Source organism: Allobosea sp. (assembly GCF_035944895.1).
GTDB lineage: Bacteria > Pseudomonadota > Alphaproteobacteria > Rhizobiales > Beijerinckiaceae > Allobosea.
In genome coordinates this window covers 236,267-259,827 of the sequence record NZ_DASZAT010000006.1, presented here as the reverse complement: position 1 = coordinate 259,827, position 23,561 = coordinate 236,267, and the positions used below count along the sequence as shown (strand labels likewise).

The following is a 23,561-nucleotide window of genomic DNA, read 5'->3' as shown; positions in this document are numbered from 1 at the left end:
TCAGCGGCCGCTGGAGGAGACGCCGTCACCCGCGCTGCCCGAGCCGAGATTCTGCGAGTAGCTGATCTCGCCGAGCGTGCGCAGTTCCAGGCGGAACATGACGGTCCGCGTGTCGTTCGTCCGCGCGCCGTTGACCGCGCGATCGGCGTAGGACTGGATGTACGAGACGTCGAAGATCGTGCACTCGTCCTGATAGCGCAGCCCCACCGACGTCGAGGCCGTCTGGAACGGGCCTGTGTTCGGGTAGATCGGATTGGAGTACGCAGCGGGATTCGACTGATAGAGCGCCAGGGCGTCGCGGTAGCGCTCGCGGTCGTATTTGTACTTGTCGAGATCGAACAGAACGCTGCCGCGCACGCTCCAGTACTGGGCGAAGGAGACGGACTGGGTGATGCTCAGGCCTTCGCGACGGCGGGTGATGCCCAGATCCGGTTGCGGCTCGTAGCGGCCATAAGCGACCGAGGTCGACAGGAACTTGTGGCTGAATGTGGCTGCGGCATCGATGCGCTGTGCTTCGAAATTCGACTCGTTGAAGCGCCCGCCAGCCTGGAGCAGCAGGCCCTTGAAGGGCTGGTATTGCGCCTTGGCGACATAGTCGGAACGGCGGGTGTCCAGTCCCGAATTGAGGCCGGTATTGACGAGGTCGCCGCTGGCATAGGAGTTGCGGCCGCCCAGGTGATAGGACTGTCCGACCAGCAGATTGGCGTATGAATCGGTGCCGAAGGTACCGCTGTAGCGCAGGCCGACATTGGCGCGGCTGCCGCCTTCGACCCGGTCGAAGCCGGAGAATTTGTTCCACTCGAACAGGTTGGTGTCGTCGAAGACCAGGCTCTGCGAATCTTCGTTGGCGACGCGCAGGCTGTTGGTCTCGTTCGGCCGGGCGACGACCTGTGCGACCGGCTCGAGGATATGCGTGCCCCAGGAGGTCGAGGCGATGAAGGGGAAGCGATACATCAGGCCGATGGCCGGCATTGCGCGGCCGAACACCTCGTCCGAGGCGTCGGCGATCGTGGTGACGTTGGCGTTGGCGTATTTCGTCGTGTTCGGATTGATCGAGAACAGGTCGGCCCTGAGCGAGGCGTAGGGCGTCCAGACTTGCCCGATCGGATCGACGATGTTGCGCCGCCAGTCGACCTCGGCGGTCGCTCGGGAGATCGAGCCGGCCAAGCCGGTCACCAGGCACTTGCCTTTCTGATAGACGACGCATCCGTCGAACAGGGAATAACCGATCTGTCCCGTGCTGGCGTTTCCGGGACTGGTGATCAGATAGCTTTGATTGCTCGGCGTCAGCGCTTTGAAGGAGGCCGCCTCACGGGTCAGGCTCGTGAGGTTGACGGTGAACGACAGCTCGCCGCCGATCATCGACGGCTTGTGGATCTGCTTGTTGTAATCGACGACCGGCGCGACGACCGGCTGCTGCTTCTGCCAATCGTAATAGGTCAGAGGCTGGAAATAGTAGCCGCGCATGTCGAACCAGGCATCCTTGCTCTGGCCGTTGAGCGAGACTGTCGAGGTCGATTCCTGCAGATAGCTCGTGGTGGTGAGGCTCTCGCTGCGGATCCGGTAGTTCTTGAAGAAATAGCGATCGGTCGCGCCGGCGACATCCCAGCTGAAGGTCCAGCGCGGGTTGAGGAACACCTTGCCGGAGGTCTCGAGCGAGCCGCGGAATGTGTCGTCGCCAGCCCCGAGCGGGCTTTTGAGGTAGGCGTCCTTGTCCTGCTGGAAGATTCCGGCAGCGCGGATGTTGTACGAGCCGTTGACGAAGCGATGCCGCCACTCGGCCTGGCCGAGAAAGCCCTGGCGCGACAAGTAGGTCGGCGTCAGCGTCAAATCGTAGTTCGGCGCCAGATTGATGAAATAGGGCAGACCGACGCCGTAGCCGAGCGCCCCGGTGTTGATGAATTTCGGCGCGAGGAAGCCGGTCTTGCGCTTAACGGTCGCGTCCGGTCCCGACATGTAGGGGATGTAGGCGATCGGGACGCCGGCGAACTCGATCCGGGCATCCTCGTAGTAGATCATCTGCTCGGACTTCTTGTGGATGATCCGGGCCGCGCGCACCTGCCAGAATGGCGGGCGCTCGGGCTGGTCCACGCAAGGCTCGCAGGCCGTGTAGATGCCTTTGTCGAAGACGAAGACCTCGCCGTCGGTGCGCTCGGCGCGCGGCGCCGAGAAGCGGGTCTTATCGGTATTCACGACGCGCAGCGAGTCGATGAAGCCGTCGCGGAAATCGTCGGTCAGGTTGAAGCGATCGCCGGTGATCACCGTGCCATTGGATTCGGTGATGCGGGCGTTTCCGGTCGCGACAACGCGCTTGCTCTGGCGGTCGTAGACGACGCGGTCGGCCTCGATCGTGCGGCCCTGGTAGAGAATCTGGACATCGCCGACCGCGGAAACGGTGTTGTTGTCCTTGTCATAGACGAGCTCGCGCGCATCGACGACCATGCGCTCCCCGGGCTTGCTGCCGGCCGGGGCCTGAGCATAGGCAAGGCTGGCCCAGCCGAGGACCGGGGCGAGCGTCGTCACCAGCGCGGTCGCAGCCGCAAGGCGCCTGATGCGTCTTACGCCGGAAGCCATGAACTCAATCCAAAATTAACCATAGCCACCGTATTCTCAGCCATCTTCCTGATGGAGGAGGGCAAGCGCACCGAGTAGCGTGCCCACGACCGCGGGCAGCCAAGCGGCCACCGAGGCGTTGACGATCCCCGATGAGCCCAGCTCCTCAGATAACTGCGTCGCAACATAGAGCATGAACCCGGCAGCGACGCCACCTACCACCAATCTGGTCACACCACCAAACCGGAAAAATCTTAAGGAAACGGATGCTGCTACCAGGATCATGGCGATCAGAAGCAGCGGCCGTGCCTTGAGGGATTCGTAACGCAGCTCGTAGCGCGTCGTATCGAGCCCGGCCTTCTGGGTCCGATCGAGCACGGCCGGCATCGACCAGAACCCGACCGAGTCGGGTGGGGTGAAACTTTGTCGCACCTGGTCGGGCTCCAGCGTCGTCGCGACGAGGTATGTCTGGTACGTCTGTGGCTCTTCCGTGGCCGAGGTGACACGCGCCTCCGACAATTCCCAATAGCCGCGATAGAGCACGGCTTGCTTCGCCTCGATGCGCTCTCTGAAGCCGCCATCGGGCGAGAAGACGAAGAAGGCTACCTGGGCGAGCCCGGTGCCTCCATCCAGTGCCGCGGCTGCCCGGATGATCGCCTGGCCGTCGACGCCGCGCTGGCGAATCCAGATCTCCTTGCCGACGACCTGCCCGGTTTTGGCGAAGAGCGAGACCTCGAGCGCCGTGGCGCGCTGTTTCAGCTCGGCGGCGATCGGGTTGTAGATGCCGATCGAGACCAGTCCGACCAATCCGGCGACCAGGGCCGCCGGCTGCAGGAACTGCCAGGCGGAGATGCCGACCGAGCGGGCGACCACCAGCTCGAGCTTCCGGCTGAGGTTGAGCAGGGCGAACATCCCCCCGAACAGCACTGCAAACGGGAAGATCTGCTCGGCGACGGAGGGCGCGCGGTAGAGCGCGAGCTGGATGATGCTGGGCGTCGTCGCGGTCGGGGAATCGCCGGCGCGGCGCATCAGCTCGACGAAGTCGAGCGTCGCGATCAGGAAGAAGAAGGTGCCGAACACGCTGAGGATCGCGCGCAGGAAGCGCTGCGTCAGATAGCGGCCGAAGGTCTGGAACAGCAGCATCAGGCGCGCCGGAAACGGGCCGCGAGGGCCAGGAAGGGCGCGATCAGCGGCTCGGTCAGCCGGTCGATGAAGACGCGGGTCCGCGAGCCGAAGCCGATCGCCAGGGCCGCCAGCAGGATCGTGCCGAGCGGCAGGATGTAGAGCAGGGCGGCGGCGATGGGAGAGCGCACGCTGGCGGTCCAGGCGGCGTAGGCGCCGATCCTGATGGCACCGACCAGGAAGATGGCGATCTGGATCGCGGCGGCGCGCCCCTGCCGGGTCGTGCGGGCTTCGCCGAGAATGGCGAAGGCGACCAGCATGAAGGCGATCGGGTAGAGCGGTGCCGATAGGCGATTGTGCAATTCGGCCCGGAACCGCCCTTCCTGGATCTTGTAGTAGGGCTCGTTCTTGTCCTGTGTGAGCAGCGCCCAGGTCGTCCGCTCGCGCGGCTTGTAGATCACCCTGGCGCCATCCTCGCCGCCGGACCCGTCAGCGTCGCCCGTCAGGGCGGAGAGATTGAGCGCATAGCGCTCGAACGAGATGATCGAGCTCGAATTCTGGTTGCGGCTCTCGCGCTGGATCGTGCCTTTCTCCAGCATCAGGAAGCTGTTGCCGTCAGCCTCGGCCGACTGGCCGCGCTCGGCAATGTAGACGGCAGGCTGGTTCGGGTCGCGCCGGTCCTGCATGAAGATGCCGAGCAGAGCCTGCCCCTGCTTTTCGCGATAATGGAAGGTGACACCGGAATCGAGCGAGACGAACTGGCCTTCCTTGACCACGTTGGCGACGAAGTCGGCGCGGATCAGCGTGATCAGGTCGCGCAGCGCCCGGAATCCGGCGGGCATCACCACGAGCGACATCCAGCCCACCAGCACGGCGGTGATCAATGTCAGCGCGAAGAAGGGGCGCGTCAGCCGATGTGGCGCGACTCCGGCCGCGTTCATCACGATCAGCTCGGAATCGCTGTTGAGCTTGTTGAGCGTGTAGAGCGTCGCCATGAACAGCGCGACCGGGGCGATGCCGGCGATCAGCGCCGGCAACGACAGCAGCGTGACCGTGAAGAAGATCAGGATCGTCTGGCCCTTGCCGGTGATCAGGTCGACCTCGCGCAGTGCCTGCGTCACCCAGATGACGCTGGTCAGGCCGACGAGCAGAATCACCGCCGCGCCGGCGGCGATCTTCAGGATGTAGCGGTCGAGAAGTCCAAAACGCACGAGGGTGACGATCCCGAGGCCTGCATCCTTGAAGAAGGCGCTCCCTTGGACGGCTCGCCTCGAACTCCCTATGGTATAGCTTCGATCATGGCGCAAACGGGAATCGTTTGTGGCCTTTGCTGGCCTTCCCGGGCTGGCGTCCCCGCTGGTCTTTCTCCCGCAACCCGTGAGCCGTCGATGTCGCAGCGCCTGAAGCTTGAGGTCAAAGCCCTGAACGCCATTGCCGGGGGGGATCTGGTCCTCCTCGTCTCGGACAGGCTGGCGCCGCCGAAGGTGGCCGAGGATTGGATCGGATCGGGTGCCCATGCCCTGATCGCGCGCGCCGCTGCCGCGGAACGCTTCAAGGGCAAGGCGTTGTCCGGGCTGACGCTGCTCGCGCCGGAAGATGCAGGCTATGAGCGTCTGATCCTGATCGGGACCGGGCCGGAATCGGAGCGCGACAAGCTCGATTTCGCCGCGCTTGGCGGTGCCATCGCCGGCCGCCTCGGCCATGGCCGCAGCGTCGACGTCATCGCCGCATTGCCTGAGGGCGAGCTCACCGCCGCCGAGATTGCCGAGATCGGGCTCGGCCTTCGCCTCCGGAGCTATGCCTTCGACCGCTACAAGACCAAGAGCCGCGACAAGGACCAGTCCGAGCCGAAGACCGTGACGCTCCGCGCCGAGGACCCGGCCGCGGTCAAGAAGGCGCTGAAGGCGCGCGAAGCGATCGCCGGCGGCGTCGAGCTCGCTCGCGATCTCGTGAACGAGCCGCCGAACGTGCTCTTCCCCGAGGAGTTCGCCGAGCGCGCCGCCAAGCTCGACAAGCTCGGCGTCGAGGTCGAGGTCCTCGACGAGAAGGAATTGAAGAAGATCGGCATGCGGGCGCTGCTCGGCGTCGGCCAGGGCTCGCATCGCGAGAGCCGCGTCGTGGTGATGCGCTGGAACGGCGGCGCCAAGGGCGACAAGCCGGTCGCCTTCGTCGGCAAGGGCGTGACCTTCGACACCGGCGGCATCTCGATCAAGCCGGCTGGCGGCATGGAGGACATGAAGGGCGACATGGCCGGCGCCGCCTGCGTCACCGGACTGATGCAGGCACTCGCCGCTCGCAAGGCCAGGGTCAACGCCGTCGGCGTGATCGGCCTGGTCGAGAACATGCCGGACGGCAAGGCCCAGCGGCCTGGCGACATCGTCACCTCGCTCTCCGGGCAGACCATCGAGATCATCAACACCGACGCCGAGGGTCGGCTCGTCCTCGCCGACGTGCTCTGGTACACGCAGGAGCGCTTCAAGCCGGTCTTCATGGTCAATCTGGCGACGTTGACCGGCGCGATCCTGGTCGCGCTGGCGCAGGAAAACGCCGGCCTGTTCTCCAATAGCGACGAATTGTCGGAGCGGCTCTTCGCTGCCGGCAAGGCAACCGGCGAAACCGTCTGGCGCATGCCTCTCTCGGCGGCTTACGACAAGATGATCGATTCCCGGTTCGCCGACATGAAGAACTCGGCCGGCCGCCATGGCGGCTCGATCACCGCTGCGCAGTTCCTGCAGCGCCATGTCAACGACACGCCCTGGGCGCATCTCGATATCGCCGGTACCGGCATGGGCTCGCCGAACAGCGAGACCAACCGCTCCTGGGGCTCGGGCTGGGGCGTGCGCCTGCTCGACCGGCTGGTGGCGGACCACTACGAAAGCTGATTCGGTCTATCAGCCGAATCGCACAAGGAACTGAACTGGCTTAAGTTATGGCCGAAGTCCTGTTCTACCACCTGCTGGGACGTCCGCTCGAACAGGTCCTTCCGACCCTGCTCGAGCGTTCGCTCGCCCGCGGCTGGAAGGCAGTCGTCGAATTGTCGAGCCGCGAGCGCCTGGCTGGGCTCGACGATCGGCTCTGGACCTATGCGGACGAATCCTTCCTGCCGCATGCGACGGCGGCCGAGCCGGACGCGGCCGCCAATCCGATCGTGCTCACCACGAATTCCGACAATCCGAACGGTGCCCAGGTGCGCTTCTGCGTTGACGGCGTTCGCATTCCCGACGCATTGGACGCTTACGAGCGCGTCATCCTGATGTTCGATGGCGACGATCCCGATGCGCTCGCCTCGGCCCGTGAAGACTGGAAAAAGCTGCGGACGCTCGGCATCGCCGCCACCTATTGGCAGCAGGACGAGACCGGCCGCTGGGAGAAGAAAGCGTGAAAGTTCCTGTTGCCCTCGCTCTGGCGGCCGCGCTCGCCGGCTGTTCCGTCGACATGGGTGGGTTTTCCTTCGTCTCCGACGAGCGCGGCACCCGCACCAGCAGCGCTTCGGCGCGCGTCTCGACGCAGGAGGCGATGCTGACGCCGGAAGGAGACTGCAGCGCCGACGTCTCGCTCGACCCTTCGACGCGCCCGCTGCCGAAGGAGATTGCGGTCGGCATCACCGAATGCGAGCTCGTCAGGCTGAAGAACAAGCGGCCGACCGACGTGCTGATTGGCGACAATGGCCGGGGCCAGCGCGAGGTTCAGGTGCTCTATTCCGAGCCGGGCAATCGCGAGATCTACATGTTCACCGACAACCGTCTGAGCCGGATCGTCAAGCCGGGCCAGCCCGAGCAGCAGGGCTGATACGCGACAAGACAGGTGCTCGCCAGCTTGTGAATGCTTGGGTGCGCTGAGCTCCGGTAAGTGATCCCATCTGCTTCATGTGCAAGGATGGATCGCCGATGCTCGCATCGCTCGCCCGTTGGAACCGCATCGCCCTCATGGCGCTTGCGGTCGCGTTTGTCACGCCAGTCGCCGCTCAGCCAACTGCAACGGAGACGGCGGCAAACAAGGCGCTGGTGCTTGGGTTCTGGCGCAACGTCTTCGACGCGCAGGACTGGGCGAAAGCCAAGGACTACCTGTCCGAGGACTATATCCAGCACAATCCCAACGTCGCGAGCGGGTTGAAAGGGTTCACCGACTATTTTTCCAAGCTGTGGCCGGCTCCAAAGCCGGCTGGGAACGTGGTCGAGACCCAGTTTGCCGCCGTTCTGGCTGAAGGCGATCTCGTCCAGTTGATGATGCGTCGTCCGCGCCCCGATCCGGCCGATGCGAGCAAGACCTATGACAGCTACTGGTTCGACCTCTTCCGCGTCAAAGACGGCAAGATCGTCGAGCACTGGGATTCGGCGTTGAAGCCCGTCAAGTGACCGGCTGACGAAGCTGGAGAGCGCTTCGGTGCTCTCCAGATCCTCGGCCGAGCGAGGAATCCATCTCTGACCCGACCAAGGCAACCGTTCGATCGATTGGCTCGTTTATGAATTGATCGGGCTGGCCGAAGGCGCAGAGGCAGGAGTGTCGAGATGCAGGTTCAACGGCGAAGGCAGGCGGTATCGGGTGGCCTTGGGCTTTTGGGCGCCGCGCTCATGGCCTTGCCCGCCGCGGCGCAGGTGGTCGATTTCCGTTCCTCCGACCGCGAGATGAACCGCGCGATCGCGCAGGCCCGCAAGACGCTGCCGGATTTCGTCGCGCTCTATCGCAGCGGCCAGGGCGAACGTCACGCCGTGAAGGTCGCGATTCCCTATGATCGCGGACGCGAGCACATCTGGATGAACCTGACCGCCATCGAAGGCGATGTCTTCATCGGCAGGATCGCCAACGATCCCGTCCATCTCGACAATCTGAACCGGGGCGATGGCTACCGGGCTGGCAGCGCGATGGTCAGCGACTGGAACTACATGTCGGGCGGTCAGATGTACGGCAGCTACACCACCCGCGTCGCGATCAAGAAGCTTACCCCGACACAAGTCAGGGAACTCGGCCTCAAGCTCGCGCCGCTGCCCTGAGAGCGCGTCAGGCGCTCTCCAGCTCCTCGCTCAGCGTCAGCCATTCCTCTTCGGCGGCAGCCAGCGCCTCGGTCAGTTCGCCGCGCTGGCGAGAGAGCTGCAGCGCCTTTTCCGGCTCGCGGGAGAAGGCGCCGTTGGCGAGCGCGCCATCGACCTTTTCGATCAGCCCCGTCAGCTTGGCGATGCGCGCTTCGGCAAGATTGAGCTTCTGCTTGAGCGGTCCCTGCGCCTGGCGCTTTGCCGCCGCGCCCTTGCGCTCCTCGGCCTTGCCTGCGGCTTCGGTATCGGACTTGCCGCGCTGGGTCGGCTTGTCGCGGCCGAGCACGAAGTCGCGATAGTCGTCCATGTCGCCATCGAAGCTCTTCACCGTGCCGTCCCCGACCAGCCAGAGCCGGTCGGCGCAGGCCTCGATCAGGAAGCGATCGTGGCTGACCAGGATCACGGCGCCGGGATAGTCGTTGATCGCGTTGACGAGGGCGGTGCGGCTGTCGATGTCGAGATGGTTGGTCGGCTCGTCCAAGATGAGCAGGTGCGGCCCCCCGAAGGTGGCGATGCCGAGCATCAACCGGGCCTTTTCGCCGCCGGAGAGGTTCTTGACCGGCGTGTCGGCCTTGTTGGCGGGAAAGCCGATCTGCGCGGTGCGCGCCCGGACGCGCGCTTCCGGCACATCCGGCATCAGCTCGCGGATATGGCCGACGGGTGTGTCCTCCATCCGCAGCTCATCGAGCTGGTGCTGGGCGAAATAGGCGGTCTCCAGCTTGGAGGAGCGCCGCATCTCGCCCGAGAGCGGCGCGAGCCGCCCGCCGATCAGCTTGCAGAAGGTCGACTTGCCGTTGCCGTTCGAGCCGAGCAGGGCGATGCGATCATCCGGCGCCAGCGAGAGGTTGAGCCGCTGCAGCACCTTGCGCTCGCCATAGCCGGCGCTGGCGCTTTCCAGCGTGATCATCGGCGGCGAGAGCGGCCGCTCCGGCGCCGGAAAATTGAACGGCTGGACGTCGCGGTCCTGGATGACCGCGATCTCCTGCATTTTCTCCAGCCGCTTGACGCGTGACTGGGCCTGCCGCGCCTTGGTGGCCTTGGCCTTGAAACGGTCGACGAAGGATTGCAGGTGCTTGCGTTCGGCGTCCTGCTTCTCGCGTGCCTTGGCGAGATGGGCCTGCTTTTCGGCCCTGAGCTTCTCGAAGTCGCTGTAGCCGCCGCGATAGATCGTCAGCTTGCCCTGGTCGAGATGCAGGATGTGGTCGACGCAGGTGTCGAGCAGTTCGCGATCATGGCTGACGACCAGCACCGTATGCGGATAGCGCTCGAGATAGTCGTAGAGCCAGAGCGTGCCTTCGAGATCGAGATAATTGGTCGGCTCGTCGAGGAGCAAGAGGTCGGGCTCGGAGAACAGAACGGCGGCGAGTGCGACACGCATGCGCCAGCCGCCGGAGAAATCGGAGCAGGGGCGCTGCTGCGCCTCCTCGTCGAAGCCTAGCCCGTACAGCACGGTCGCGGCCCGCGCCGGGGCGGAGTGGGCGCCGATATCGGCGAGCCGTGTCTCGATCTCGGCGATCCGCATCGGATCGGTCGCGCTCTGCGCTTCCTTCATCAGTGCGGCGCGCTCGGTATCGGCGGCCAGCACGACCTCGATCAGCGTTTCAGGGCCGCCGGGAGCCTCCTGCGCCACCCCGCCGATGCGCATGCCCTTGGGCAAGGCGACATTGCCGCCTTCCGGAGAAAGGTCGCCGGTGATGATGCGGAACAGCGTCGTCTTGCCGGTGCCGTTGCGGCCGACGAGGCCGACGCGCGAGCCGGTGGGCAGGAAGGCGCTGGCCTTGTCGAGCAGCAGGCGCTCGCCGAGGCGATAGGTGATGTCGTTGAGGGTCAGCATGGCGAGCGGGGTGTAGCGCGCTTTGCCCGCCGCTGGAAACGGTGGAGGTACGAAAATCCTCCTGAAGCTGTTCGCCATCGGGGGACGTGTCACTCATTCCCGTCATTCCGGCCGCAGCGAAGCGGAGTGCTGGAATCCATCGTGGGGAACTGCGCTCTACGATAGATTCCAGAGCTGCGTGCCTGCGCCGCTTGTCCGGGATGACGGTGTGCGTACATTGGACCGCGGCACCGGGTCTGCAGCGGCTTTGCCGTGCCCCTGGGGCAGGGCCATGGTTTCTCCATGTTTCCGCCACGGCATCGCCAGGCGGTCCCGGCATGCACAGGGCAGGGTAACGCACTGATTCGCAAAGAAGATCCATGCAGTTTGGTTCTCTGGTCCGGCGCCCGCGCCGGGTGTCGCTCGCAGCCGCCAACATCGCGCTGCTCGCTCTCGTCCTCGGCAGCGCCGCCGCGCTCGCCGCCTTGGCGCCGCTGCCCGGCGTCCTGTAGGGGCCGTTGCGGCGCATTCTGCGCTTCAAGCAACGTTAACCGCGCTCGTGTTGGCTGTTCGAATCCAGTCGACATCGGGCGGAGACCTGATTCGTGTTCAGCCTAAGGATCAGGCTCCCGGTTGCCATGCTGGCCCTGGCCCTGCTCGCCGCCTTGGCGGTGGGCTCGTCCGCCTATCTCGCCGTCTCGAACTGGGCGCAGGGCGCCGTACGCGAGCGCATGAATGCGCTCGCCGAAAGCCATGTCCGCGCCATCGAGCGGCGCTGGTCGCAATTGCGTGCCGAACTCGCCGTCCAGGCCCGCAGCGCCTTCACCGTCTCGGCGCTCGACGAGATCGGCAAATGGCTGGAGCTCGGCCCGCACGATTACCGCAGCATCCTCGGCTATTATCAGGGTGACGGCTCGCTTTCGCTGGCCGAGCGCGTCGCCCGCACCGGCCGCGAGCACCAGCACGGCTATTCCTGGCGGCACGTGGCGATCCACGAGACCTATGCGGCTGCGCTCAAGCAGTTCAACTACGCCGACATCTACCTGATCTCGCGCAAGGGCAGGGTGGTCTACAGCGTCACCAAGGGTCCTGAATTCGGACGCCTCCTGAGCGACGAGGATCTTGCCGGCACCGGCCTGGCGAAATCGGTGGCGCAGGCGCGCGGCAAGGCGGCCGGAGAGCAGGTGGTGCTCGACTTCGCGCCCTACGACCCGGTCGGCGGCGATCCGCGCGCCTTCCTGGCGGCGCCCTTCTACGATGCCGAAGCCGGCACTGGCGAACAGGTCGGGACCATCGTCATCGCTGTCGATACGCGCCTGATCGACGACGTGCTCGCCTTCAACCCGGCCGGCTCCGGCGCCGAGCGGGTCTTCGTCGTCGGCTCCGACGGCTTCATGCGCTCCAACCCGGCCGCCCGCCGCAACGGCGCCTCACCGCGCGAAACACTCGATCGCAGCCGACTGGCCGGGCAGCCGGCGCATGCGCTCATCCGCATGGCCAGCCATGACGGCCGCTCGCTTGTCGCCAGCGGGCAGGAGGTGGTGATCGGCGATTGGCGTTGGCTGCTCTGGCTGACCGAGCCGGAGGCGAACGCCTTCGCCGTCGTCGGCACGATCCGGAGTGCCGTCGTCTCGGCCGGCCTGCTGGTGCTGCTGCCGCTCTTCGGCATCGCGATCCTGCTCGGTTGGTCGGTGGCGCGTCCGATCGCACGGCTGTCCGACAGGCTTGCCGGCGTCGCCGCGGGGCGGACCGAGGAGGCGATTCCCGGAGCCGGACGCCGGGACGAGATCGGCGGCATCGCCAAGTCGATCGACATGATCCGCGAAACCCTGCGCGGCGAGGCGCAGCGCCGGGAGGCCGAGCAGGGAACTCGCCTTGCCGACGCCGAGCAGCACCGCCGCGCCTTGCTGAACGAGCTGGCAGGCGAACTCGAGGAATCGGTCAGGACCGTCTCGGCCTCCGTCTCCATCTCGGCGCAGACCTTGGGCACGACGGCGCATCAGCTTGCGGAAGGCGCACGCGAGACCCAGGCCGGCGCCGCCGATACCGACGGCGCGACCGGCAATGCGATCCGCAGCGTCAAGTCGATCGAGCGCGCGGCGCAGGACCTGCTCGGCGCTGTCGATGCGCTCGCATCCGAGGTGCGCACCTCGGATGCGACGGCCGGTCAGGCGCGCGAGCACGCGGATTCGGTCAGCCGGATCGTCGACGGCCTCTCCAACGGTGCGGCGCGGGTCTCGGAAGTGGTCGGGCTGATCTCGGCCATTGCCGGCCAGACCAACCTGCTCGCGCTCAACGCGACGATCGAGGCGGCCCGCGCTGGCGAAGCCGGCAAGGGCTTCGCCGTCGTCGCCAATGAGGTGAAGTCGCTGGCGACGCAGACCGCCAATGCGACGCAGGACATTGCCCGCCAGATCGAGGCGATGAACCAGGCGACCGCTGCGACTGTCGAGGGCATCGTCGGCATCCGTGCGCTGGTGCAGGAGCTAAACGAGGCGACACGCCGCACCAGCCAGACCATGCAGCGCCAGCACGAGGCAGCTCACGCCATCGCTGCCGATGTCCTCGCAGCGACGCAGGAGATCGTCCTGATCGGCCAGGCGACCAGCCAGGTTGCGCTCGCCTCGCGCAATACCGCCGGCGCATCCGACGCGGTGCTCAAGGCGGCGAGCGAGCTGACCGGGCTGGCCCAGGCGCTGAATGCCCGCGTCGATCACGTCATCGGCGAGCTCCGGGTCGCATAGAGCCCGCTTCTATCGGGCTCTAAACTTCAAAATGAGAGACGGATTCACGGACCAGGCTGAAACAGCCTTGTCCGATCCGGCTCTATGGCTTGTCGCGCGGGCCTGCGTTGGCTAACGCTCAGGGCATGAGCCACACCGCCTTCTATGCCGGGTCGTTCGACCCCGTCACCAACGGCCATCTCGACATGATCGAGGCCGCCTGCCGGCTGGTCGACAGACTGGTCCTCGCCATCGGCGTCCATCCCGGCAAGACGCCGATCTTCTCGGCCGAGGAGCGCGCGGAGCTGCTGCGTGCCATCGCCGGCCCGGTCGCGGCGCAGTTCAAGACGCAGCTCGAGGTCACGACCTTCGCCGACCTGACGATCGACGCGGCCAAGCGCGCCGGCGCCACCATCCTGGTGCGCGGTCTGCGCGACGGCACTGATCTCGACCTCGAAATGCAGCTCGCCGGCATGAACCATACCATGGCGCCCGAGCTGCAGACCGTGCTGCTGCCCTCGACGCCGCAGGCCCGGCACATCACCGCGACGCTGGTGCGCCAGATCGCCGCGATGGGCGGCGACGTCTCCGCCTTCGTTCCGCCTCTCGTCAGCGACAGGCTGAAGGCGAAGTTCGCCAAGCGCTGACGCCTGCGCAAACGCCATCGATGTGCATTTGCCTGAAGGCGATGTGCATTAGCGTTTGCAATTTGCAAACGCCGATGGTGTCTCTGGACTGATCTGAATCGGTGCGCGGTCCTGGCGCGCCGCCCTCCAACGAGTGTTCCGATGCGTCTCTCCCGCTATTTCCTGCCGATCCTGCGCGATACGCCCAAGGAAGCGGAGATCGTCTCCCACCGGCTGATGCTGCGCGCCGGCATGATCCGCCAGCAATCGGCCGGGATCTATTCGTGGTTGCCGCTGGGCCTGCGCGTGCTCAATAAGATCAGCGCAGTGGTCCGCGAGGAGCAGAATCGCGCTGGCGCCATCGAGATCCTGATGCCGACCATCCAGTCGGCCGATCTCTGGCGCGAAAGCGGGCGCTACGACGCCTATGGCAAGGAGATGCTGCGCATCAAGGACCGGCACGACCGCGAGATGCTCTACGGGCCGACCAATGAGGAGATGGTCACCGAGATCTTCCGGTCCTACGTCAAGTCCTACAAGGACCTGCCGCTCAATCTCTACCACATCCAGTGGAAGTTCCGGGACGAGGTCCGCCCGCGCTTCGGCGTGATGCGCGGCCGCGAGTTCCTGATGAAGGACGCCTATTCCTTCGATCTCGACCAGGCCGGCGCCCGCCACGCCTATAACCGTATGTTCACCGCTTACCTGCGCACCTTCGCCCGGCTCGGCCTGAAGGCAATCCCGATGCGCGCCGATACCGGCCCGATCGGCGGCGATCTTTCGCATGAGTTCATCGTGCTCGCTTCGACCGGCGAGAGCGAGGTTTTCTGCCACAAGGACTATCTCGACTTCGCGACGCCGGCCGCCGACACCGACTTCGACAGCGTCGAAGGCCTGCAGGGCATCGTCGACAAGTGGACGAGCCTCTACGCCGCTACCGAGGAAATGCACGAGAAGGCGGATTTCGAGGCCATCCCTGCCGAAAGCCAGGTGTCTGCCCGCGGCATCGAGGTCGGCCACATCTTCTATTTCGGCACCAAATACTCCGAGCCGATGGGCGCGACCGTGACGGGTCCGGACGGGCAGCTGGTACCGGTCCACATGGGCTCCTACGGCATCGGCCCGAGCCGCCTCGTCGCCGCGCTGATCGAGGCCAGCCATGACGAGGGCGGCATCGTCTGGCCCGACGAGATCGCGCCCTTCGACATCGCCGTGCTCAACCTCAAGACAGGCGATGCCGCGACCGACGGCGCCTGCGAGCAGCTCTACAAGGGCCTCGCCGCCAAGGGCTACGACATGGTCTATGACGACCGCGATGAGCGTCCGGGTGGCAAGTTCGCCACCGCCGACCTGATCGGCATCCCCTGGCAGATCATCGTCGGCCCGAAGGGGCTGGCCGAGGGCAAGGTCGAGCTGAAGCGTCGCGCCGGTGGCGAGCGCGAGCTGGTCTCGCTCGAGGCGGCGCTGGCGCGTTTCCCCGGCAAGGGCGCGGAGACGAACGCGTGAGCGGAGGAGGGCGGTCATGAGCGCCGGCTCCGAGGCTCGGGAGAATGTGCCGACCGGCACGAAAGCCTTCGCCGGCTTCGAATGGCTGCTCGCCGGCCGCTATCTGCGCACGCGCCGGCGCGAGGGCTTCGTCTCGGTCATCGCCGGCTTCTCCTTTCTCGGCATCCTGCTCGGCGTCGCGACGCTGATCATCGTGATGTCGGTGATGAACGGCTTCCGCAAGGAGCTGCTGGAGAAGATCGTCGGCGTCAACGGCCACATCTTCGCGACCCCGATCGACCGGCCGCTCGACGATTACGAGGCGGTCGCGGCCAAGCTGCGCCAGGTCCAGGGCATCAAGCTCGCGATCCCGCTGGTCGAGGGACAGGCGCTGGCCTCGTCGCAGGTCGGCAATGGCGGCGTCCTGGTGCGCGGCATCTCGGAAGACGACATCAAGTCGATCCCCTTCATCGCAGGCAATGTCCGCCAGGGCACGCTCGACGGGTTCGCAGCGGCCAACGGCGTCGCAATCGGCCGGCGGCTCGCTGGCTCGCTCGGCTTGCAGGTCGGCGACACCATCACCATCGTCACACCGCGTGGCGCTTCGACGCCGTTCGGCACGGCGCCTCGGATCAAGGCCTATCCGGTCACGGCGATCTTCGAGATCGGCATGTCGGAGTTCGACGCCTCCTTCGTCTTCATGCCGCTCGCCGAAAGCCAGGCCTATTTCAATCGCGACGGCGACGTGAACGTCATCGAGATCTTCATCGACAATCCCGACCAGACGCAGGCGGTGCGTGACCGGATCGAGGCCGATCCGCCGCGGCCGCTCGTGCTGTCCGACTGGCGCCAGCGCAACCGCACCTTCTTCAATGCGCTCGAGGTCGAGCGCAATGTCATGTTCATCATCCTGACCCTGATCGTGCTGGTCGCGACGCTGAACATCGTCTCCGGCCTGATCATGCTGGTGAAGGACAAGACCGAGGACATCGCGATCATGCGCACCATGGGCGCCTCGCGCGGCACGGTGCTGCGGGTCTTCCTGATCACGGGTGCGGCGATCGGCGTGGTCGGCACGTTCGCCGGGTTCGTCCTCGGTATCCTCTTCGCCAGGAACATCCAGACCATCAATAAGGGCCTGAGCAAGCTGCTCGGAATCAACCCCTGGGATCCGACCGTGCGCTTCCTGAGCGATATTCCCTCCGTGATCGACTGGCGCGAGGTTGCCACAGTCGTGGTGATGACGCTCATCCTGTCGCTGCTGGCGACGCTCTATCCGGCCTGGAAGGCGGCGCGGCTCGACCCCGTCAAAGCCTTGCGGATGGGTTGAGGACGCGACAATGGCAACCGAAACGCCGGCGCTCTTCCTCTCCCAGATCGAGCGCTACTATCCCCAATCAGACGGTCCGCTCGAGATCCTGCGCAAGGCCGATTTCGCGATCTGGCCGGGCGAGCTCGTGGCGCTGGTCGCCCCGAGCGGCACCGGCAAGTCGACCTTGCTGCACGTCGCCGGCCTGCTGGAGAGCCCCGATGGCGGCGAGGTCTTCATCGGCGGCGTGCCGACCTCGCAGCTCGACGACAAGGGCCTGACCCGGCTGCGGCGCACCGAGATCGGCTTCGTCTATCAGTTCCACCATCTCCTGCCGGAATTCACCGCGCTGGAGAACGTCGTCCTGCCGCAGCGCATTCGCGGCCTCGGCAAGGCCGAGGCCGCATCGCGTGCGACCGAGCTGCTGAGCTTCCTTGGGTTGGGCGATCGGCTCGATCATCTGCCGGGCGAGCTGTCGGGCGGCGAACAGCAGCGTGTCGCTATCGGCCGCGCCGTCGCCAATGCGCCGCGCGTGCTGCTGGCTGACGAGCCGACCGGCAATCTCGACCCGCACACCTCGCTGCATGTCTTCAACACGCTGGTGGCGCTGGCGCGCGCCTCGGGCCTGGCGGCGCTGATCGCGACGCATAATCTCGACCTGGCCGCCCGCATGGACCGCCAGGTCACGATCCGCGACGGGATGGTCGTGCCGCTGGGCTGAGATTTTGGCTCAGCCCCCGCCGCGGTCGTAGCATTCGGCGAAATAGAGCATGAAGGCGTCGACCAGCCCGTCCTCATAAGGGGCGGTCTTCGCCTCCCAGCGCGCGACATAGGCGTCCCAGAGCTTGCCCTTGCGCGAGGAGAGCAGGCCGTCGAGCCCGCGCCCGGCGTCGAGCCCCTCGGCGACCGCCTGCGGATCGAGATCCTCGACCAGCATGCGCAGCGCGTGCTGCATCGCCGAATAGGTCTTGATCTGGTGGACCTTGAGGTCCCGGAAGCTCTCCTCGAACGCCTTCTGGGCGTTGAGGTAGCCGCTTGTCGGCCGGCCGAAGATCAGCTTCAGCGCATCCTCGATCGTCGGCGAGAATTTCAGCGGGTTGTTGTCCTGCGCCTGGATCATCGTCTGGTTGGAGCTGCGCGCGATGCGCTTGCTTTCGGCCCGCGCCGCCAGCAGCGCCTTCAGCTCGATGGCGATCAGGCGCATCAGCGCGCCGGTCTGCTCGGCGAACGCGCCGGGATCCTGCCAGGACAGTTCCTCGGCCGGCAGGCCGGCCCCGCGGGCGAAGCGGGCGATGAACTCGGCCGCCGAGATCGATGGGCCACCCGCCGGGGCGCCCATGGGCGGCGGCGGAGGTGGTGGCGGTGCCACTGGCCGCGGCGGTGGCTCGTAGGGGGCGTCGAAGCTCGGGCGTGCTGACGGCACGGCCGGCGTCTCGTCCCAGGGATTGCCGGCGGGCGCGGCCGAGGGAGGGCGACGCGGCGTCGGGATCGGGGCGATAGGCTCGGGCTCGGGCACCGGCGGCGCCTGATAGGGCGCCCAGGCAAGATCGTCCGGCCGTGAGGGCTGGGGCGGCGGGGCCGGCGGCGCAGCATAGACCTGCGCCGATTCCGACGGAGTCGGGATGTCGGCGGCCCAGTCGATGAAGGGCGCGTGCACCGGCTGGTATTTCTGCGGTGGAATCAGGTCCCGGCGGGCGATCGGCGGCGCCTCGTCGCCATTCGAATCCCATAGCGATTCGCCGGGCGGCGGCGGCATCGGCGCCCGCTCGGCCGGGCCGGGCGCGCCGCGCTCCACCTCGTCGATCGCGACCGCGATGATGTATTGGCCGATCTCGAGCCGATCGCCGTGCTGCAGCCGATAGGGCGATTGCACCCGATAGGCTCCGCCATTGACGAAGGTCCCGTTGGTCGAGATGTCGCGCAGCCAGTAGGCGTTGTCGTTGAAACGGACTTCGCAATGGCGCCCGGAGATGGCGCGGCTCGGATCCGGCAGACACCAGTCGAGATGCTGGTCCCGCCCGATATCGAGCCCGCGCCCGCCACTCAGCGTCACGCTGAGCGGGCCGCCATCCGGCAGCGAAGCCTGATTCTCGATCGTCAGCGTCAGCGCCATGTCGGGCCGCCCGCCTCGTCATAGCCCGACACCGGCTGCCGCATCGGCGCCGGGGCCATGCTATGCTCTCGTCCTGCCGCTTTCGTCATCGATCAGACGAATGCATGCTTCGACGCAATTTCGCAATGCGGCATCGCGCTCTGGCTCGGATACCCGTCCGAGCGCGGTTAATACCGCGATCCGCGCCGTCTTCGCGGTCAGGTCCGGCGGCGCGGGCACGGCATGGCTCGCGACCATGCTGCCGCCGGAATAGCCGGCGGCGAGCGCGACCCAGGTGCCAAGGCTGGCGTGATGACCGCTTTCGCCGAGCGCCAGCGCAGCACGGCGCGTCTCGTCCGTCGGGTCGCGCACCCAGGCCTCGGCAGCCTTCAGGCCGGGATCTGCCGCGGTTCCGGGCGGCTGCATGCGCTGGACGCTCTGCAGGGCCCACCAGACGGTTTCGCGGCGGGGCATCAGGAACGCGCAAAAGCCGATCGCGTCCTTGTGATCGCCCGCCGCAACGAGCTTGCGCAGGAAGCCCAGCGGCGGCTCGGTGGTTGGCGCGGCCTGGATGATCTCGCGCGCAGCGGGGAAGGTCTCGAAGACCTCCTGCGCCGTGCTGAACCGAAGTTTCGACATCGCGGCCTCAGTTGATCTTGACTACGGCGGCGGTGATGATCGTGCTGCCGCCGCCGTTGATCTCGGTCTTGGCCGTGCTCTGCACCGTGATCGTCGGCGACGAGATGGTGATGTTGGTCGGCGTCATCGTGATCTCGCTCTGGCCGCAGACCAGCTTGATCTCGAGAGCCGCCTCGACATAGCGCTTGCCCTGCTTGACATGCAGCTTGTCGCTACCGCTCAGGATCTGGGTCGTGCGGGCGAAATCGGTTGGGCCGCCCTCGAAATTCTTGCCGACGTCGCGGGTCTCGAGATTGAAGACCTCCGTCTTGTGGTCGCGCTCGGCCTGCATGGAGAAGACCTCCTTGCCGGCCAGGTCCTCGAACTTGATCTCGTTGAACTTGCCCGACTTGCCACCGCCATCGGTCGATTCCGATTTCAGGCCGGACTGGGTCTTGTTGGCCGGCAGGTCGTAGGGCGGCATGTGCTGGTCGTTGACCACGGCGCCGGTGATGATCGGCCGGTCGGGATCGCCGCCGATATAGGAGACGACGACCTCCTGGCCGATGCGCGGGATGATCTGGCCGCCCCAGTTCTTGCCCGACCAGGCCTGCGCCACGCGCACGCGGCAGGACGTCGAATCCTTCTCGCGATCCCAGTGGAAGCGCAGCCAGATGCGGCCGTATTTGTCGACGTCGATGTCGCCTTCCTCACCCTTGTTCTTCTCGCCGACCACCTTGGCGGTGTCGGGGCCGATATGGAGCGGGGAGGGCGTCAGCAACGGGGCGCGGAAGCGCTTGGTGGCTTTCTGAAGCTCGTAGGAGCCGTGATAGATCGCCTGGTCGGTGCGTTTCGAGGAGCGATAGCTCTGCACGCCGTAGCTGTGCGTCGCCCTCACCACCAGGAACTCGGCATTCTCCGAGCCGACGGGATTGTCCGCCAGCGTCATCAGCGTGCCGGGATTGAGGCTGGGCGCATCGCCGACGGCGAGGCGCCGTTCGTCCTGCGCCTGCTCGGCCTGGACCTGGATACGAGCGAGCTTCTCGCCCTTGCCGCGGTCGAGATAGGCGCCGGGATAGTCGAAAGCCTCGTAGGATTTGCTGCGCGGGAAGCCATCCTCGGCGCGCGCCGTCAGGTCCGAGGTGGATTTCTCGAAATCATAGTCCTTGATCTCGATCTTGCCGGTCCGCAGCCGCCGCTGCGCCGACCATTGCGTCAGATGCTCGATCCTGCGCCGCTGGGCTCCGTCCGTCGGCATGAAGGGGTAGGCGCTCCCGGCGCCGGCGAAGCTCGGCTCGGCCGCGGCAGTCACCGCATCATGCGAGCTGCGCGCATCCGAGAGGACCAGCTTGTGGTCCCCCTCCGTATGCTTGAAATAGTAGTAGATGCCGTATTTCTCCATCAGGCGCAGGACGAAGTCGAGATCGGACTCGCGATACTGCACGCAATAGTCGATCTCCGGCGGAGGCTCGCTGACGCGGTCCTCGAAGCTCGCCTTGTCCTCTTTCCCGAAGATCGTCTTGATGATGTCGATCGCCGTCTTGTTCTTGAAGATGCGGCAATCGGAGCGCTGCGAGAGCAGCCAGAGCCAGGGCCGCAGCACGAAACGGTAATGGTCGAGATCCTTCTCCCGGCCGAGCCATTGCGCCTCGACCAGAACGCCGTTGAAGATCCGGTCTCCACCGTTCTTCAGCGTCATTTTGATGTGACATTTCTCCCCAATTAAATTTTGAAGATTGTCACCTTGAGAAGTACTCACGGCTTCGATTTGATAGACAAATAATTCGCTGAGAGCTTCGCGCGCCTCGAACTTCAAAAGTGAGAAGACATCTTGACCTGCCGGTGTCGTAAAGGAGGCAAGTCTTTTCGATTGTCCTGGAGCGGCGGGCATCAACCAAACCTCGTGGCTTGCGACAAGAGACGACTATTGACGCAGCAAACGCTGCGAGGCATAATTCGCGCCGTCAGTCTTCAACCGCCTCAGCGAACCTAAACGGGAGGAAGACCGTGCGCAAGCAGGCCCTTGTCATGGTTAGTGCCGCTCTTGCCGCAGGCTTCTGCGTCCTGTCGCCGTTTTTTGCGCAGGCCCAAGCCTACAAGGCGGACGATATCGTCAAACACTTTGGAGCCGCGAAGCCGAATCTCGGCGTCTCGCGCGGCCTGTGCGTCGGCACCGAAGCCGAATGCAACAAGGCCGGCCACGTCGTGAAACCGCCGACCGCCTTCGATCTCGTCGTCAAGTTCAAATATAATTCCGACGTGCTCGAATCCGAGGCGCGGACGAATCTCGACGAGTTCGCCAAGGCGCTGAAGGATCCGCAGCTTTCCGCGAGCAGCTTCCTGGTCGAGGGACATACCGACGCCAGCGGCACCGCGGACTACAATCTGAGTCTGTCGGAGCGGCGGGCCAAGGCGGTCGTGCGCTATCTCAGCGAACGTGGCGTCGATACCGCCAAGCTCGTGCCGCGCGGTCTTGGCCAGAGCAAGCCCGTCGTCTCTGACAAGTTCTCTGCCGATAATCGCCGGGTCGAGACGCGGCTGCAGGTGGAGTGACGGCCAGGCGGCCGGCCCGATAATCTCGATCGACCGTGAGGGGGCATGGCCGCGCTCAATTTCGCTGATCTGGCGAAGCCGGTTTCGGCTGACGACCCCTGCGGTCCCGATCCGGATGCCGATCCCGACGTCATGAACGTCATGGCACGCCTCGAGGTGGCGCTGCCGACTTCCTATTTCCGCCGCGACGACGAAGGGCGGCAGATTCCGTTCGATCGCAGCACGATCGACTTTCCCGTCGCCTTCGGCGATCTCGGCAAGGTACTGAAGCAGAGTCGCGACCTGCGTGGCTTTGTCCTGGCGGGCAAGCTTTGTCTGCTCAATCGCGACATTGCCGGTTTCGCCGCGAGCCTCGGGCTGATCGTGAGCTACCTCGGAGACTATTGGGAGGAGGTCTATCCCAGGGCCGAGGACGGCGACTTCATCATGCGCGAGGTCGCGCTGCAGGGACTCGACGAGAACGCCACCGTCGCCTTGCCGCTGCAGCATGCGCCGCTGTTCCTGAGCAAGCGGCTGGGGCCGGTGATGTTCCGCAGCCAGCTCGTCGCTTCGGGCGAGCTGCGCCCCGGCGAAGATGAGCAGCACCCCGATGCCGGCGGAATCAATGCAGCACTGAAGGAGGCGGAGCTCTCCGACCTGACGGCTATGCTCGGCCATGTCAGCGCGATCCGGGACGCCCAATCCCGGTTGCGGACGATCTGGGGCGAACGGCTCGGCGCCGACCAGGCGGTGACCTTCCCGCGGTTGGCCGCCCTGGTGGGGCAGATCATCACCTTTCTCGAGGCCGCGATCGAACGGAAGGCGCCGGGCGGGCAGGGCACAGCTGTCGCCGAGGCGCCTGCCGCCGGCGGCGGTGTTGCGGTTGCCGGGCCGATCACGGCTGCGGCGCTTCCGCCCGGTGTCTGCGCTTCCGTCGACGAAGCCCAGGCCGCGCTCGCCGGCTGTCTCGGCTATTTCCGCCGGGTCGAGCCGTCGAGCCCGGCCGTACTGCTGATCGGGCAGGCGCAGCGCCTGATCGGCAAGTCGCTGATCGAGGTCATCCAGATCATGTTCCCGGAGCACGTCGACAAGGCGATGCTCGAGATCGGTGACGACACGAAATACCAGCTGCCGCTGGAACGCCTCGGTGGCGACGGTTCCGACGGTGGCTACGGCGACGATAGCGGTGACGACGACGGCTACGCCTCCGATGGCGACGAAGAAGAGAGCTCGTCCTATGACGACGAGGAAAGCTCGTCCGATGACGAGGAGACGGATGCCGGCGACGGTACCGGCGAGGAAACGGACGACGAGGGGGAGCAGGGCTCCGACGAGGAGGCTGAGAACGAGCAGCCGAACGCCGAGGTCGAATCCAGAGCGAGCGCCTCAGCGGCGGCCGCAACTGTGCCTGCGATCACCGTCGCGAGCCGGGCCGAAGCGATCGCCCGGATGAAGGCCGTCGCCGGCTTCTATCGTCATGCCGAGCCGTCCAACCCGGTTCCCCTGCTGATGGACAAGGCCTGTGCGCTGGCGCAGCAAGATTTTCTCTCGCTCCTGAGCGATATCCTCCCTGAAGTCGGCATAAGGCAGAGCAGCGGCGAATAGGCCGCGACGGTCCCTTCGTGGAGCGCCGCGCCTCATTCGTTCGGTGGATGCGA

The 23,561-nt window shown here is 65.8% G+C and carries 20 protein-coding genes; 13 read left to right on the top strand and 7 right to left on the bottom strand.

What is annotated here, in order from left to right; genetic code table 11:
- From VGV58_RS09805 to lptF, 3 genes are read right to left on the bottom strand one after another with little or no spacing between them, the layout of a single operon-like run.
- Positions 1 to 2,574: an LPS-assembly protein LptD gene (locus tag VGV58_RS09805; protein WP_326873830.1), complete on the bottom strand. Its 2,574-nt coding sequence runs from the start codon at positions 2,572 to 2,574 to the stop codon at positions 1 to 3.
- Positions 2,575 to 2,610: 36 nt separating this feature from the next.
- A complete protein-coding gene (lptG, locus tag VGV58_RS09800) occupies positions 2,611 to 3,696 on the bottom strand; it encodes an LPS export ABC transporter permease LptG (RefSeq protein ID WP_326873829.1) in 1,086 nt (361 codons plus the stop codon).
- Positions 3,696 to 4,886: an LPS export ABC transporter permease LptF gene (gene lptF / locus VGV58_RS09795; RefSeq protein WP_326873828.1), complete on the bottom strand. Its 1,191-nt coding sequence runs from the start codon at positions 4,884 to 4,886 to the stop codon at positions 3,696 to 3,698. The genes lptG and lptF overlap by 1 nt, the downstream gene beginning before the upstream one ends.
- Before the next feature lie 177 nt (positions 4,887 to 5,063).
- Between lptF and VGV58_RS09790 the strand changes: the two genes are divergently transcribed.
- From VGV58_RS09790 to VGV58_RS09770, 5 genes are all read left to right on the top strand, one after another.
- Complete coding sequence (locus VGV58_RS09790) at positions 5,064 to 6,557, top strand: leucyl aminopeptidase (protein ID WP_326873827.1); 1,494 nt, start codon at positions 5,064 to 5,066, stop codon at positions 6,555 to 6,557.
- A gap of 47 nt (positions 6,558 to 6,604) precedes the next feature.
- The gene (locus tag VGV58_RS09785) at positions 6,605 to 7,057 is read left to right on the top strand and encodes a DNA polymerase III subunit chi (protein WP_326873826.1); all 453 of its coding nucleotides are present in this window, start codon (positions 6,605 to 6,607) and stop codon (positions 7,055 to 7,057) included.
- On the top strand, positions 7,054 to 7,464 hold the full coding sequence (locus tag VGV58_RS09780; protein ID WP_326873825.1) for a hypothetical protein: 411 nt from the start codon (positions 7,054 to 7,056) through the stop codon (positions 7,462 to 7,464). Before VGV58_RS09785 ends, VGV58_RS09780 begins: the two co-directional genes overlap by 4 nt.
- Positions 7,465 to 7,562: 98 nt before the next feature.
- Positions 7,563 to 8,030: a nuclear transport factor 2 family protein gene (locus VGV58_RS09775; protein WP_326873824.1), complete on the top strand. Its 468-nt coding sequence runs from the start codon at positions 7,563 to 7,565 to the stop codon at positions 8,028 to 8,030.
- A 216-nt stretch (positions 8,031 to 8,246) separates the two neighbouring features.
- Positions 8,247 to 8,666, top strand: coding sequence for a DUF2314 domain-containing protein (locus VGV58_RS09770; protein ID WP_326873823.1), 420 nt, complete (start codon positions 8,247 to 8,249; stop codon positions 8,664 to 8,666).
- Positions 8,667 to 8,673: 7 nt separating this feature from the next.
- Here the strand turns inward: VGV58_RS09770 and VGV58_RS09765 are convergent, their stop codons facing one another.
- Complete coding sequence (locus tag VGV58_RS09765) at positions 8,674 to 10,539, bottom strand: ABC-F family ATP-binding cassette domain-containing protein (RefSeq protein WP_326873822.1); 1,866 nt, start codon at positions 10,537 to 10,539, stop codon at positions 8,674 to 8,676.
- Positions 10,540 to 10,898: 359 nt separating this feature from the next.
- Here VGV58_RS09765 and VGV58_RS09760 point away from each other — a divergent pair, with 359 nt between their 5' ends.
- From VGV58_RS09760 to VGV58_RS09735, 6 genes are all read left to right on the top strand, one after another.
- Positions 10,899 to 11,030, top strand: coding sequence for a hypothetical protein (locus VGV58_RS09760; protein ID WP_326873821.1), 132 nt, complete (start codon positions 10,899 to 10,901; stop codon positions 11,028 to 11,030).
- Between the two features lie 126 nt (positions 11,031 to 11,156).
- Positions 11,157 to 13,262, top strand: coding sequence for a methyl-accepting chemotaxis protein (locus VGV58_RS09755; protein ID WP_326873820.1), 2,106 nt, complete (start codon positions 11,157 to 11,159; stop codon positions 13,260 to 13,262).
- A gap of 125 nt (positions 13,263 to 13,387) precedes the next feature.
- A complete protein-coding gene (gene coaD, locus VGV58_RS09750; RefSeq protein WP_326873819.1) occupies positions 13,388 to 13,888 on the top strand; it encodes a pantetheine-phosphate adenylyltransferase in 501 nt (166 codons plus the stop codon).
- A gap of 141 nt (positions 13,889 to 14,029) precedes the next feature.
- Positions 14,030 to 15,373: a proline--tRNA ligase gene (gene proS / locus VGV58_RS09745; RefSeq protein WP_326873818.1), complete on the top strand. Its 1,344-nt coding sequence runs from the start codon at positions 14,030 to 14,032 to the stop codon at positions 15,371 to 15,373.
- A 16-nt stretch (positions 15,374 to 15,389) separates the two neighbouring features.
- Positions 15,390 to 16,682 (top strand): lipoprotein-releasing ABC transporter permease subunit, encoded by a 1,293-nt coding sequence (locus VGV58_RS09740; RefSeq protein WP_326873817.1) that lies wholly within the window; start codon positions 15,390 to 15,392, stop codon positions 16,680 to 16,682.
- 10 nt (positions 16,683 to 16,692) lie between these two features.
- Positions 16,693 to 17,382, top strand: coding sequence for an ABC transporter ATP-binding protein (locus VGV58_RS09735; RefSeq protein WP_326873816.1), 690 nt, complete (start codon positions 16,693 to 16,695; stop codon positions 17,380 to 17,382).
- 9 nt (positions 17,383 to 17,391) lie between these two features.
- On the opposite strand, the gene tagH is transcribed toward VGV58_RS09735, so the two are convergent.
- From tagH to VGV58_RS09720, 3 genes are read right to left on the bottom strand one after another with little or no spacing between them, the layout of a single operon-like run.
- Complete coding sequence (gene tagH, locus VGV58_RS09730) at positions 17,392 to 18,774, bottom strand: type VI secretion system-associated FHA domain protein TagH (protein ID WP_326873815.1); 1,383 nt, start codon at positions 18,772 to 18,774, stop codon at positions 17,392 to 17,394.
- Positions 18,775 to 18,834: 60 nt separating this feature from the next.
- Positions 18,835 to 19,392 carry a DUF6931 family protein gene (locus VGV58_RS09725; RefSeq protein ID WP_326873814.1) on the bottom strand — a complete coding sequence of 186 codons (558 nt, stop codon included), beginning with the start codon at positions 19,390 to 19,392 and terminating at the stop codon, positions 18,835 to 18,837.
- Positions 19,393 to 19,399: 7 nt separating this feature from the next.
- Positions 19,400 to 21,262 carry a type VI secretion system Vgr family protein gene (locus VGV58_RS09720; protein ID WP_326873813.1) on the bottom strand — a complete coding sequence of 621 codons (1,863 nt, stop codon included), beginning with the start codon at positions 21,260 to 21,262 and terminating at the stop codon, positions 19,400 to 19,402.
- A 116-nt stretch (positions 21,263 to 21,378) separates the two neighbouring features.
- Here VGV58_RS09720 and VGV58_RS09715 point away from each other — a divergent pair, with 116 nt between their 5' ends.
- Positions 21,379 to 21,924, top strand: coding sequence for an OmpA family protein (locus tag VGV58_RS09715; RefSeq protein WP_326873812.1), 546 nt, complete (start codon positions 21,379 to 21,381; stop codon positions 21,922 to 21,924).
- Between the two features lie 45 nt (positions 21,925 to 21,969).
- Positions 21,970 to 23,508, top strand: a complete 1,539-nt coding sequence (locus tag VGV58_RS09710) for a type VI secretion system protein TssA (RefSeq protein WP_326873811.1) — start codon at positions 21,970 to 21,972, stop codon at positions 23,506 to 23,508.
- Positions 23,509 to 23,561: the final 53 nt, after the last annotated feature.